Origin of the sequence: Micromonospora sp. KC207 (assembly GCF_004348615.1) — a bacterium.
Taxonomy (GTDB): Bacteria; Actinomycetota; Actinomycetes; order Mycobacteriales; family Micromonosporaceae; genus Micromonospora.
The window spans coordinates 1-12,426 of record NZ_SMKJ01000050.1 but is presented as its reverse complement, the minus strand read 5'-3'; the positions used below and the strand labels follow the sequence as shown (position 1 = coordinate 12,426).

The window sequence follows — 12,426 nt, the reverse complement described above, 5'->3', positions numbered from 1 at the left end:
CGCTCCGGGTGCCACTCATCGTCACCGCGCGACGGGTCAGGGGTGCTTGGTGACGTGCGCGACGAACGCGCGCCACGCGAGCGGCCCGAAGGCGAGCGCCGGCCCGTTGGGGTCCTTCGAGTCCCGTACGCCGACGACGCCCGGAAGATTGTCGGCGACCTCGACGCACGCGCCGCCGTTGGAGCTGCTGCGAGTGGACTTCCGCCACCGCGCACCGATCAGATCGTCCATGCTCTCGCCCTCAGCAGGTCGATGGTCTGGTCTCGCGGCAACGAGACTGACCTGACGGTATCCCAGACCGCCCAGAGTGGAGCAACCTCATTCGTCACGCGCCCGGCAGCCTGGTCATCGAGGTAGCCGACATCCTCGCCGTCCGGGGTGTTCGCGATGATGAACGGCCCCGCCTGACCTGCGTGCAGGCCGGCGCTCAGTGGCAGCACGTGCACCATGACGGTGGCACGCTGTGCCATGGTCACGAGGTGATCGAGCTGGGCATCCATCACGTCGGGATGACCTCGGAGCAACGCCGCCTGGTCGATCACGAAGACCGTCATCGGGGGGCGAGGGCGGTCGAAGACCGCAGCCTGCCGCCGGAGACGGGACTCGACATGATCGTCCGCTTCGGAACGCAGCGGGCCGCTCATGAGAACCGCCCGGGCATAGGCTTCGGTCTGGAGGAGGCCAGGCAGAACGGCGGATTCGTACCATCTCAGGCCGGTGGCCTCGCGTTCGATCTCCGTCCATGGGCGGAACCACGCCGGTTCCTTTCGGCGCAGCACGTCCGGCCACAGCTCCAGTACGTCCCTGCCGAGAAGTTGCGCGACCTTGGCGCGGTGCCTGGTCTGCGGGATCCGTCCGTGGCTCGCCCATCGGGCCGCCGTCTTGGGGTCCACGCCTATCTCGGCTGCCAGGCTCTCGGCGGTGTGACCGGTTTCCGCCATCGCCAACTGCACGGACCTGTTCATCCCCTGACCTCCCGCAACGTCCTGCACGCCCGGAAGACATACTGAAACGCAGTGTGCATGCTCCGCAACTGTCGGCAAGGTCAAGGGCAGGACGGCGCGGCCGGTGGAGGGGTGACCCCGGCGGGCGCGTCCGTCGAGGGGGCCGCCCTGGTCCTTCCTGCGCGCGACGGGCGGGCGGCCCCCTCTCCAGGGGCAGACACACGGAGAGGGGCGGTCATGACGTACCGGATTAAGCGGGAGTGGTGCTGATGGTTAGCATTCCCCGCCCGCACCTGCCCGTGCGCCCCGTCTGGCTGTGCGGCGCCTGCGGCCACCCGTGGCCCTGCGGCACGGCGCGGCTATCGTTGCTGACCGAGTACCGGGGCAACCGCACCGCCCTGCTGATCTACCTGGCCACCCTCAAGGTCGAGGCCGAGGAGCAGCTAGCGCGGCTGACGCCCGGCGCGCCGCCGGCCGGGCTGACCGAGCGCTTCCTGTCGTGGGCGCGGGCCCGCGGGTGAGCGCGCCCGGCCCGAGCAGGTCAGGCGAACGCGTTGAGCCCCGTCAACCGCTGCCCGATGACGAGCTGGTGGATCTCGGAGGTGCCCTCGTAGGTGAGCACGCTCTCCAGGTTGTTGGCGTGCCGCATGATCGGGTACTCGCCGGAGACGCCGTTCGCGCCGAGGATGGTCCGACACTGCCGGGCGATGGCCAGCGCCTCCCGGACGTTGTTCAGTTTGCCGACGCTGACCTGCTCGGGGCGCAGCTTTCCGGCATCGGCGAGCCGACCCAGGTGCAGCGCCAGCAGGAAGCCCTTCTGCCACTCGACCGCCATGTCGGCGAGCTTGGCCTGGGTGAGCTGGAAGCCGGCGAGCGGCCGGCCGAACTGGGTGCGCGTCGTCGCGTACCCCAGGGTGGTTTCCAGGCAGTCGCGGGCCGCGCCGAGCGCGCCCCAGACGATGCCGTGCCGGGCCTCGGTGAGGCAGCTCAGCGGGGCCTTGAGCCCGGCCGCCCCGGGCAGCAGGGCGTCAGCCGGGAGCCGGACCCCGTCGAGCGAGATCTCGCCGGTGACGGAGGCGCGCAGCGACATCTTTCGCCGGATCTCGCGCACCGACACCCCGGGCGTGTCCAGGGGCACGGCGAACCCGCGCACCCCCTCCTCGGCGCGGGCCCAGATCACGGCGACGTCGGCGACCGGCGCGTTGGTGATCCACATCTTGCCGCCGTGCAGCAGCCAGTCGTCGCCGTCGCGGCGGGCGCGGGTAACCATCGACGCCGGGTCGGAGCCGTGGTCGGGCTCGGTCAGCCCGAAGCAGCCGATCGCCTCACCGGTCGCCATCGGGGGCAGCCAGCGCTGCTTCTGCTCCTCGCTGCCGTAGCGCCAGATCGCGTACATGGCCAGCGAACCCTGCACCGAGACCAGGGACCGCACGCCGGAGTCGCCGGCCTCCAGTTCCAGGCAGGCCAACCCGTAGGCGACGGCGGTGGAACCGGCGCAGCCGTACCCGGTCAGGTGCATGCCCAGCAGGCCGAGCCGGCCGAACTCCCGGGCCAGTTCCCGGGCCGGCACCTGGCCCTGCTCGTACCACTCGGCGACGTGCGGCCGGACCCGGTCGTCGACGAGCCGGCGTACGACGGACCGGATCTGACGCTCCTCGTCGTCGAGGAGGGAGTCCAGGTCCAGCAGGTCGACAGGAGTCATTCCGCAACCTTAACGAAGGCTCAGGAGCGGATTACTCGAGCTGGCCGGACAGCACCAGCACCCGGGCGTGGATCTGGTTGCGCTGCTGGAGGGCGGCGCGCAGCGCGCGGTGCAGCCCGTCCTCCAGGTAGAGCCCGCCGTTCCACTGCACCACGTGCGGGAACAGGTCCCCGTAGAAGGTGGAGTCCTCGGCGAGCAGCTTGTCCAGCGCCAACTCGCGCTTGGTGGTGATCAACTGGTCCAGCCGCAGCGGACGCGGCGGAATCTCCGCCCACTGCTTGAGCGTCAGGTTGTGCTCCGGATAGGGACGCCCGTCCCGGACCGCTCTGAAGATCACGACGGCACGCTCCCCTCCCCCTGACCGGGCCGATCCACTGCGCCGGATCGGCTCGCGGCGTGGCACCGCGCGCCACGGCACCGATGACCGTGCCAGCGTAGCCGCCCCCGCCACACCGCGTTTTACACCCTCATGTCGCTTTCGCGACCGTCGACACCCCGACCGGGCCGACGCCGAACCGGCCGACCGATCGACGCCGTCAGACGTCAGCTCCAGCGGCCCCAGCGGACCACCTCGTCGACCGGGCGACGCCCCCGCCGCAGCGACGACGACCGGTGGTCCGGTGCCGGGTAGCCCACGGTGACCGCGCCGACCGGGTCGTACTCCGCCGGCACCCCGAACGCCTCCCGGTACGCCTGCCTGCGCTGCGCCGCGATACCGAAGAAGCACGCCCCCAGCCCCTCGTCCACGGCGGTGAGCAGCATCAGCAGGGCGGCGAAGCCGGTGTCGACGTACCAGTACGGCACCGGCCAGCGTTCCTTCGCGCGGTCCGTCCAGCCCTTGTCCGGCTCGGCGTACCGCTCCAGGTACGCCGCGCGGTTGGCGTGCGGCACGACGATCAGCGGGGCCCGCCGCATCCCGGCCAGCCACCGCTCGCGACCGCCGCCGTCCGGGGTGGTCGCCGCCCAGAACCGCTCCCGGTCCGCCGGCTCCTCCAGCACCAGGAACCCCCAGCCCTGGGCGAACCCGGCGGACGGGGCGCGGACGGCGTGGTCGAGCAGCCGCCGCACCACCTCCGGCGGGACGGGACGGTCCGGGTCGTAGTTGCGCACCATCCGCCGCCGCCGGAGCACCTCGGCGAACTCCACGCCGCCCCCTTGCCGCTAGTTGGCCCCGGGCCGGATGCCCCAGGCGCCCCGCCAGGTGTCGCCCGGCTCCAGCGTGATCACGTCCTTGCCCGAGCGGTACGCGTCCGGCGGGCAGGTCATCGGCTCGATCGCCACCGAGCGGCGGTGCCGCTCCCCGCCGAGGGTGTCCCCGGTGTAAACCTGCCACCAGCCGAACTCCCGGTCCGCCCAGACCGTCACTGCCGCGTCGTCCGGGGCGGCCAGGGTCACCGAGGAGCCGCCGTCGGCGTCGCGGACCACGTCGCCGAACGCCGTGTCGAGCACCGCGTCGCCGATCCGCCGGGGACTGGTGTAGTCGTACTCGGTGCCGGCGACCGGGGTCGCCCCGACCGGCAGCAGCCGCCCGTCCACCTGTACCCGCAGCTTCCCCGGCACCCGCATGGCGAGGTCGTCCACCGCCACGCCGGGCAGTTGCAGGTACGGGTGCATCGAGTACCCGAACGGGCAGCGCTCCCCGCCGACGTTGGTCGCCTCGTGCTCTACGCGCAGGCCCTCCGGGCCGACCACGTACCGGTTGCGCAGCCGCAGCGCCCACGGGTAGCCGGGCTGCGGGGGCAGGTCGTACCCGAGGGTCACGGCGTCGTCGGCCTGCTCGATCAGGTGCCACGGCACCCAGTTGACCAGGCCGTGGAGGGCGTTGCCCCGGGTCGGCTCAGTCAGCGTGAGCTGCAACGACCGGTCGCCGAACGCGTACTGGCCGTCGCGGATGCGGTTCGGCCAGGGGGCCAGCACCTGCCCGGCCCCGCCGGGGCAGAGCTCGTCGGCGGCGTACCCGTCGAGGTAGTCGACACCGTCGTGCCGGTACGTCCGCAGGCCGCCACCCACCTCGACGAGGACGGCCTCGTGGCCGGCGGCGGAAATGGTCCACTGTGCGCCTGATGGCGGGCGGGATGCGGCTTTTTGCATGGCGGTGACCTTAGTCGGTCACTTCCGCGCACGGGGTGCGCGGTCGGCCACTCCCCGCACCACGCGGCTGTCGGTCACCCCCGCGCCTCGGATGGCGCACCGGACGCGGCGGCCCGGTAGCGCACCAGGGCCGGGAAGACCGCCACCAGCAGCACCGCGAGCACCGCCGCGGCGAGGCCGCCGCCGACCCAGGCGACGCCGGTGCCGAAGCCGGCGGCCATCGCGCCCGCCCGCAGGTCGCCGAGGCGGGGCCCGCCCGCCACCACCACCGTGTTCACGCCCTGGAGCCGGCCCCGCATCCGGTCCGGCGCGTGCACCAACAGCATCGTCTGCCGCAGCACGGCGCTGACCAGGTCGGCTGCGCCGGCCACGGCGAGCAGCCCGACCACCAGCCACAACTGGCGGGCCAGCCCGGCAACGGCGACGGCCACCCCCCAGCCGACCACGGCGCACACCAGCGCCAGCCCCTGCCGGCGGAGCCGGCCGATCCAGCCCGAGGTGAGCCCGCCGAGCATCGACCCGATGGCGATCGCGCTGTAGAGCCAGCCGATGGCCGCACCGCCGCCGAAGCGCTCCTCGGCGACCTCGGGGAAGAGGGCCCGGGGCATCGCCAGCACCATCGCGATCAGGTCGATGGCGAAGGAGAGCAGCAGCACCGGCGTGGTGGTCAGGTAGCGCAGCCCGCCGACGACGCTGGCCAAACCGGCCCGGCGGGGCGAGCCGTCGCCGTCGGGGTCCGGCTCCGGCGGCAGGGCCGGCATCCGGAGCGTGGCCCAGAGCGCCGCCGTGAAGAAGACGGTGTCCACGCCGTACGCGATCGGCAGCGCGACGCCAGTCTCCCGGGCCGCGAAGATCAGCCCGGCCAGCAGCGGCCCGAACACGGACGCGGCGGTGTGCGTGGTGAAGTTCAGCGTGCTCGCGGCCGGGACCAGCTCGGCCGGGACGAGCCGGGGGAGGCTCGCGGTGAGGGCCGCCCCGCTGATCGCGAAGCCGACCGACTGCAACGCCACCAGGGCCAGCAGCAGCACCGGGCTGCCCACCCGGAACACGGCCTGGACCAGCAGCCCCAGCATCGACATCCAGAGCACGAGCTGGCTCGCCAGCAGCACCGCGCGCCGGTCCCGGGCGTCCGCCACCGCACCGCCCCACAGCCCGAAGACCAGCAGCGGTACGAACGCGGCCACGCCGAGGAGCCCGACCCAGAACGAGTCCCGGGTCAGCGCGAACATCTCCACCGGCACGGCCACCGCTGTGAGCTGGAAGCCGAGCATCGCGACGCTGCTGCCGAGCCAGAGCCGCCGGTACACGGGCACCCGCAGCGGACGAAGGTCGATCGCCCAGCGGCGCGCCCCGCGCGCCCGGGTCTCCTTGACGGCGGTCACGGGGCGAGCCGCTCCACGACCCATCGGCCGTCGCCCGCCGGGCCGGGGACGGGCGCGGTGCGACGGAACCGCAGCCGGTCGTGCAGCCGGCTGGCCCTGCCCTGCCAGAACTCCACCGTCTCCGGGCGGACCCGCAGGCCGCCCCAGTGCGAGGGCGCGGGCACCGGGTCCACGTCGGCGAACCGCTCGGCCGCCGCCCGGTAGCCGGCGTCCAGCGCGGCCCGATCCGGGATCACCCGCGACTGCTCGCTGGCCCAGGCGCCGAGTTGCGAGCCGCGCGGCCGGATGGCGAAGTACGCCTCCGTCTCGGCCCGGTCGACGGGCTCGATCCGCCCGGCGACCACCACCTGCCGCTGCATGGCGAACCAGGGAAAGACCAGGCTGGCGTACGGGTTGGCCAACGCCTCCACGCCCTTGCGCGAGCCGTGGTTGGTGAACAGGACGAAGCCCTGCGCGTCGTACCCCTTGAGCAGGACGGTACGGCCGCTGGGGCGGCCGGCGGCGTCGGCGGTGCCGAGCACCATCGCGTTCGGCTCGGGCAGGCCGGACGCCACCGCGTCGGCGAACCAGCGCCGGAACTGGGCGTGCCAGTCGGCGGCCAGGTCCGACTCGGAAAGGCCCAGGTCGGCGGCGTACTCGTTACGCATGCCGACCGGTACCGGTGTGTCACCCGTCACAGCTAACCTCCCCCTCGGTGGCCTCGTTACCCTCGGCGACGCTGGCCAGCCCCTCCCGCCCAGTCTCACCGAGCTCACACGCTTGTCCACCGGCGGGGATGTCGTGTGCAGCACAGTCGCAGTGGGTCGCGGACTCGGTTACCCAGCAGGCAAGATGTCACGAACACATCCCTGAGGGTCACCTAAAGGCGCTCGGCCGGCCGGATGAGCCCAGGCGGGCGCACCGAGCAGATCCAGGAGAGAGCGCATGGCCGACTTCAAACCGGGCCTGGAGGGCGTCGTAGCCTTCGAAACCGAGATCGCCGAACCGGACCGCGAGGGGGGCGCGCTGCGCTACCGCGGCGTGAACATCGAGGATCTGATCGGTCAGGTCTCCTTCGGCAACGTCTGGGCGCTGCTGGTCGACGGCCGTTTCGGCCCCGGCCTGCCGCCGGCCGAGCCGTTCCCGGTGCCCGTGCACTCCGGCGACATCCGGGTCGACGTGCAGTCCGCCGTCGCGATGCTCGCCCCGTACTGGGGGCTCAGCCAACTCCTCGACATCTCCAACGAGCAGGCCCGCGAGGACCTCGCCCGGGTCTCGGTCACCGCGCTCTCCTTCGTCGCCCAGTCCGCGCGCGGCCTGGGCCTGCCGGCCGTGCCGCAGAAGGAGATCGACAAGGCGGAGACGATCGTCGAGCGCTTCATGAAGCGCTGGCGCGGCGAGCCCGACCCGCGCCACGTCAAGGCCGTCGACGCGTACTTCATCTCGGCCGCCGAGCATGGCCTGAACGCCTCCACCTTCACCGCCCGGATCGTCGCCTCCACCGGCGCCGACGCCGCGGCCTGCATCTCCTCCGGCATCGGCGCGCTCTCCGGCCCGCTGCACGGCGGGGCGCCGTCGCGGGTGCTGAGCATGCTGGAGGCCGTCGAGCGCAGCGGCGACGCCGAGGGGTACGTCAAGGGCGTCCTGGACCGGGGCGAGCGGCTGATGGGCTTCGGCCACCGGGTCTACCGGGCCGAGGACCCGCGCGCCCGGGTGCTGCGCCGCACCGCCAAGGAACTGGGCGCGCCGCGCTTCGAGATCGCCGAGGCGCTGGAGAAGGCGGCCCTGGCCGAGCTGCAGGCCCGCCGCCCGGACCGGGTGCTCGCCACCAACGTCGAGTTCTGGTCGGCCGTGGTGCTGGACTTCGCCGAGGTGCCCGCGCACATGTTCACCTCGATGTTCACCTGCGCCCGGATGGGCGGCTGGAGTGCGCACATCCTGGAGCAGGTGAAGCTCCAGCGGTTGGTCCGCCCGTCCGCGCGGTACGTCGGCCCGGGCAGCCGCAAGCCGCAGCAGGTGGAGGGTTGGGACGCCATCCCGCACGGCGTGTAAGGAAGGACACCCTGTTAACGCTTTCGGCATAGCAGGGGCCCCTGTTAACACCCACCACCTGGGTGCGCGACGCCCGTCCGATCCCGTCGACGCAGCGACGGAAGGGGCCCCGCCGGTTCGGCGGGGCCCCTCCGCGTACCCGGGTGCGGAAGCCCCCCGACCGTGAGGCGGGCGGCGCTGCGGAACCGGGTGCGGAAGGCCCCCGACCGGGAGGCGGGCGGCGGCGCGGGACCGGGCGTCAGGTGGCGGCGTAACCGGGCGGATGTGTCAAACGCCTCAGCTCCGACGGCGGGACCCCCGGGTGTCCGGGCTCGCCCGGGTGCGAGGATGGGGGCTCGGCAGTGCCGCCGGACCGGGCTCGGATCCGGCCGCCCGTGCGCCCACGCACGCGTCCTCCGCGCCCGCTCACCCACCACCTGACCGGGCCCCGCCCACGCGGAAGGATCTCGACAACCGTGGCTGACGCACCGACCATCCGGATTCCCGACGACATCAAGCCCGCCGACGGGCGGTTCGGCTGCGGGCCGTCCAAGGTCCGTCCGGCGGCCGTCTCCGCCCTCGCCGACGCGGCGACCGGCTTCCTGGGCACCTCGCACCGGCAGAAGACCGTCCGGGACCAGGTCGCCCGGCTGCGGCGCGGCATCGCCGAGTTCTACTCCCTCCCCGAGGGGTACGAGGTGATCCTCGGCAACGGCGGCACCACCGCCTTCTGGGAGGTCGCGACGTTCGGCCTGATCCGGGACCGGGCGCAGTTCGCCAGCTTCGGCGAGTTCGGCGCGAAGTTCGTCAAGTCGGTCAAGGACGCGCCGTTCCTCGGCGAGCCCACGGTGCGCAAGTCGGAGCCGGGCAGCGCCCCGGCGCTGGTCGCCGAGGCCGGCGTCGACGCGTACGGGCTGCCACAGAACGAGACGTCCACCGGCGTCGCGGTGCCGATCAACCGGGTCGCCGGGGCCGACGAGGGTGCGCTGCTGCTGGTGGACGCGACCTCGGCGGCCGGTGGCCTGGCGGTGGACGTCGCCGAGACCGACGTCTACTACTTCGCCCCGCAGAAGTGCTTCGCCTCCGACGGCGGCCTCTGGCTGGCCCTGATGTCGCCGGCCGCCCTGGCGCGGGCCGCCGAGATCAAGGCGTCGGGCCGGTACATCCCGGCCTTCCTCGACCTGGTCACCGCGATCGACAACTCGCGGCTGGAGCAGACCTACAACACGCCGGCGCTGGCGACCATCTTCCTGGCCGCCGAGCAGACCGACTGGATGAACGAGCAGGGCGGCCTGGCCTGGGCGGCCAAGCGCACGGCCGAGAGCGCCGGCATCGTGTACGGCTGGGCCGAGCGCTCCGCCGTGGCGACCCCGTTCGTCACCGACCCGGCGCTGCGCTCCAACGTGGTCGCCACCATCGACTTCGCCGACGGGGTGGACGCGGCGGCGATCGCCAAGGCGCTGCGCGCCAACGGCATCGTCGACACCGAGCCGTACCGGAAGCTGGGCCGCAACCAGCTGCGGATCGCGCTCTACCCGGCCGTCGAGCCGGCCGACGTGGAGGCGCTGACCGCCTCGATCGACTACGTCGTCGAGCGACTCTAGGCATCGTCACACTGGGTGGCCGCCGCAGCGCCGGCAGCCACCCAGTGTGATCATCTTCGCAGCTCATCCGCAACATGCGGGTGTCGCGTCCCCCACCTGGTTGCGGATGGGCGTACCGTGGTGCGGGACGCCACGGGTGGCCGACCCGTGGCGCGCGGCCAGCGAAGCGGGACGGAGGCAACGCTCATGCGCCCAGTACGCTTCGTCGCCCTCTCGGAGGACGGCCAGGCTCTGGTGCTCGCCGACGAGGTCGGGCGGCTGCTCGCCCTGCCCATCGACGAGCGCATCGCCGGCGCCCTGCACGCCGAGCCGGGCGCACCCCCGCTCGCCGTGGTGCCGAACGCCGCCGACCCCCTGCCGTCGCTGTCCCCGCGTGACATCCAGGCCAAGATCCGCTCCGGCGAGTCCGCCGAGGACGTGGCCCGCGTCGCGGGCGTCCCGGTCGACCGGGTGCTGCGGTACGCGGGCCCGGTGCTCCAGGAGCGGGCGATGCTCGCCCAGCACGCCCGGCGCACCCGGCTCAAGGGCGCGGAGAAGCCGACCTCACTGGCCGAGGTGGTCAACGGCCGGCTTGCCCAGCACGGGATCGACACCGAGAAGATCTCCTGGGACGCGTACCGCCGCGACGACGGCACCTGGCGGATCATCGCCACCTGGCCGTCGGGCAAGGCCACCGCGCAGGCGGTGTGGGACCTGGACAAGACCCGGCAGCACGTCGTCCCGCACGACGACATGGCGCAATACCTCTGCGCCGAGCGCCCCACCCCGATCCTCGGCCAGGAGCCGGCCCCGGAGCGGGGCGGCCACGCGCTGCCCGGCCCGTCGCGCGCCGAGCCGGGCCGGGGCGGGCACGGGCTGCCGGCGGCGGCCGGCGAGCACAGCCGCCCGGGTCGGGACCCGATCCGCGCCGGGCGCGACGCCCTGCTCGCCTCGCTGGACCGGCCGCTCGGCTCGACGTCCGGGCGGGGCCTTGAGCCGCGTACCCCGGCCGCGCTGGCCGGGTCGGACGCGCCCCGGCAGCGGCCGGTCGGCGGCGGAGCGGCGGCCCTGCTCGGCGGCGGCCAGGGCTCCGCGTTCGACGACGACTCGGACGCGCCGAAGGAGGTCCCGGCTGTGCCGTCGCTGGCGGTGCTCCGGCCCCGCCGCACGGGCGCTGCGGCGGCCTCCGGCGGCGAGTCCACCGACGCCTCCGGTAAGCCACGCAAGCGCCTGCCGAGCTGGGACGACGTGCTGTTCGGCAGCGGCCCGGCGGCCCGCGAGTCCTCCTGATCCATCCGCCCGCCGGGCGGCGCGCCGATCCGTGCGCCGCCCGGCGGGCGGTGAGCGGCGAGGCACTCGAAGTCCCGCCGTGGCAGGGTGAACCGTATGGAGTACACGAATCTGGGACGCACCGGTCTGTCGGTGAGCCGGCTCTGCCTCGGCACGATGAACTTCGGGCCGCAGACCAGCGAGCCGGACAGCTTCGCCGTCATGGACCGGGCAATCGAGCATGGCATCAACTTCTTCGACACCGCCAACGTGTACGGCTGGCAGACCGGCGAGGGAATCACCGAGCAGATCATCGGCCGCTGGTTCGCCCAGGGCGGCGGGCGGCGGGACAAGGTGGTGCTGGCCACCAAGGTCTACGGCAAGATGGGCGACTGGCCCAACGAGCAGGGCCTGTCCGCCCGGCACATCGTCCGGGCCTGCGAGGACTCGCTGCGCCGGCTCCAGACCGACGTCATCGACCTGTACCAGATGCACCACGTCTCCCGGGCCACCCCGTGGGAGGAGATCTGGCAGGCGATGGAGACCCTGGTCGCCCAGGGCAAGGTCATCTACGTCGGATCGTCCAACTTCGCCGGTTGGCACATCGGGCAGGCGCAGGCGGCGGCCCAGCGGCGCAACTTCCTCGGCCTCGTCTGCGAGCAGTCGATCTACAACCTGCTGACCCGGGCCGTCGAGCTGGAGGTGATCCCGGCCGCCCAGCACTACGGCCTCGGCATCATCCCCTGGTCGCCGCTGCACGGCGGGCTGCTGTCGGGGGCGCTGCGCAAGATGGCCGAGGGCGGGGCCGCCCGCAGCACCTCCGGCCGCGCCGCGGAGAGCCTGGCCGCGCACCGGCCGGCCATCGAGGCGTACGAGAAGTTCTGCGCCGACCTCGGTCACGACCCGGCGGACGTGGCGCTCGGCTGGCTGCTCTCCCGGCCCGGGGTCACCGCGCCGATCATCGGCCCGCGCACCCTCGACCAGCTCGACCGGTCGCTGGGCGCGCTGGACGTCCGACTCGAGGAGGCGGCGCTGGCCCGGCTCGACGAGCTGTTCCCGCCGGTGGGCAAGGGCGGCCCGGGCCCGGAGGCATGGGCCTGGTGACCCCGGGCTGACGTTCCCGACCCCCGCCCCGCCAGCGGGGTGGGGGTCGGGGCAGGCGGGCCGGGTTCAGCGGAAGGCCACCTCGCCCGCCAGCACGGGCCCGACGACCTTCGCTGCGCCCAGAACACGACGCCCACTCGGACAACGCGACGTTGACATCGACGAGAATCGGTGTCTACCGTACTTTCGAATCGATTCGAAGCAGTGTCGACCCAGAACCGGACCGCACCACGCCGGGCCCCGGGCCGAGATCGCCGCCACCCGCTGCGCCCGCTCGTCCATCTCGCTGCGCCACGGCACCGGCCTCGCCCTGACGGCGACGCCCCCGGGCCGCCCACACC

13 protein-coding genes are annotated in these 12,426 nt (G+C 73.4%); 5 read left to right on the top strand and 8 right to left on the bottom strand.

Annotation, left to right across the window (positions count from 1 at the left end; genetic code table 11):
* Nucleotides 1-36: 36 nt before the first annotated feature.
* Complete coding sequence (locus E1258_RS09135) at nucleotides 37-231, bottom strand: DUF397 domain-containing protein (RefSeq protein WP_132398662.1); 195 nt, start codon at nucleotides 229-231, stop codon at nucleotides 37-39.
* The gene (locus tag E1258_RS09130) at nucleotides 219-965 is read right to left on the bottom strand and encodes a Scr1 family TA system antitoxin-like transcriptional regulator (protein WP_132398660.1); all 747 of its coding nucleotides are present in this window, start codon (nucleotides 963-965) and stop codon (nucleotides 219-221) included. Before E1258_RS09130 ends, E1258_RS09135 begins: the two co-directional genes overlap by 13 nt.
* Nucleotides 966-1,213: 248 nt before the next feature.
* Here E1258_RS09130 and E1258_RS09125 point away from each other — a divergent pair, with 248 nt between their 5' ends.
* A complete protein-coding gene (locus E1258_RS09125) occupies nucleotides 1,214-1,465 on the top strand; it encodes a flavin reductase (protein ID WP_132398658.1) in 252 nt (83 codons plus the stop codon).
* Between the two features lie 20 nt (nucleotides 1,466-1,485).
* Here the strand turns inward: E1258_RS09125 and E1258_RS09120 are convergent, their stop codons facing one another.
* The 6 genes from E1258_RS09120 to pdxH all read right to left on the bottom strand — a co-directional run bounded on the left by E1258_RS09120 (nucleotide 1,486) and on the right by pdxH (nucleotide 6,766).
* Nucleotides 1,486-2,646, bottom strand: a complete 1,161-nt coding sequence (locus E1258_RS09120; RefSeq protein ID WP_132398656.1) for an acyl-CoA dehydrogenase family protein — start codon at nucleotides 2,644-2,646, stop codon at nucleotides 1,486-1,488.
* A 31-nt stretch (nucleotides 2,647-2,677) separates the two neighbouring features.
* A complete protein-coding gene (locus E1258_RS09115; protein WP_036373846.1) occupies nucleotides 2,678-2,983 on the bottom strand; it encodes a type II toxin-antitoxin system VapB family antitoxin in 306 nt (101 codons plus the stop codon).
* Nucleotides 2,984-3,189: 206 nt separating this feature from the next.
* The gene (locus tag E1258_RS09110) at nucleotides 3,190-3,792 is read right to left on the bottom strand and encodes a nitroreductase family protein (RefSeq protein ID WP_007074242.1); all 603 of its coding nucleotides are present in this window, start codon (nucleotides 3,790-3,792) and stop codon (nucleotides 3,190-3,192) included.
* Between the two features lie 15 nt (nucleotides 3,793-3,807).
* Nucleotides 3,808-4,737, bottom strand: coding sequence for an aldose 1-epimerase family protein (locus E1258_RS09105; RefSeq protein WP_132398654.1), 930 nt, complete (start codon nucleotides 4,735-4,737; stop codon nucleotides 3,808-3,810).
* Between the two features lie 74 nt (nucleotides 4,738-4,811).
* On the bottom strand, nucleotides 4,812-6,119 hold the full coding sequence (locus E1258_RS09100) for an MFS transporter (RefSeq protein WP_132398652.1): 1,308 nt from the start codon (nucleotides 6,117-6,119) through the stop codon (nucleotides 4,812-4,814).
* On the bottom strand, nucleotides 6,116-6,766 hold the full coding sequence (pdxH, locus tag E1258_RS09095) for a pyridoxamine 5'-phosphate oxidase (protein ID WP_165949696.1): 651 nt from the start codon (nucleotides 6,764-6,766) through the stop codon (nucleotides 6,116-6,118). The genes E1258_RS09100 and pdxH overlap by 4 nt, the downstream gene beginning before the upstream one ends.
* Nucleotides 6,767-7,043: 277 nt before the next feature.
* Between pdxH and E1258_RS09090 the strand changes: the two genes are divergently transcribed.
* The 4 genes from E1258_RS09090 (at nucleotide 7,044) to E1258_RS09075 (ending at nucleotide 12,085) form a co-directional block, all read left to right on the top strand.
* Nucleotides 7,044-8,150, top strand: a complete 1,107-nt coding sequence (locus tag E1258_RS09090) for a citrate synthase 2 (RefSeq protein WP_007074238.1) — start codon at nucleotides 7,044-7,046, stop codon at nucleotides 8,148-8,150.
* Nucleotides 8,151-8,605: 455 nt separating this feature from the next.
* Nucleotides 8,606-9,733 (top strand): phosphoserine transaminase, encoded by a 1,128-nt coding sequence (gene serC / locus E1258_RS09085; RefSeq protein WP_007074237.1) that lies wholly within the window; start codon nucleotides 8,606-8,608, stop codon nucleotides 9,731-9,733.
* Nucleotides 9,734-9,919: 186 nt separating this feature from the next.
* Nucleotides 9,920-11,002, top strand: coding sequence for a septation protein SepH (gene sepH / locus E1258_RS09080; RefSeq protein ID WP_132398648.1), 1,083 nt, complete (start codon nucleotides 9,920-9,922; stop codon nucleotides 11,000-11,002).
* A 96-nt stretch (nucleotides 11,003-11,098) separates the two neighbouring features.
* Nucleotides 11,099-12,085, top strand: a complete 987-nt coding sequence (locus E1258_RS09075; protein WP_132398646.1) for an aldo/keto reductase — start codon at nucleotides 11,099-11,101, stop codon at nucleotides 12,083-12,085.
* Nucleotides 12,086-12,426: the final 341 nt, after the last annotated feature.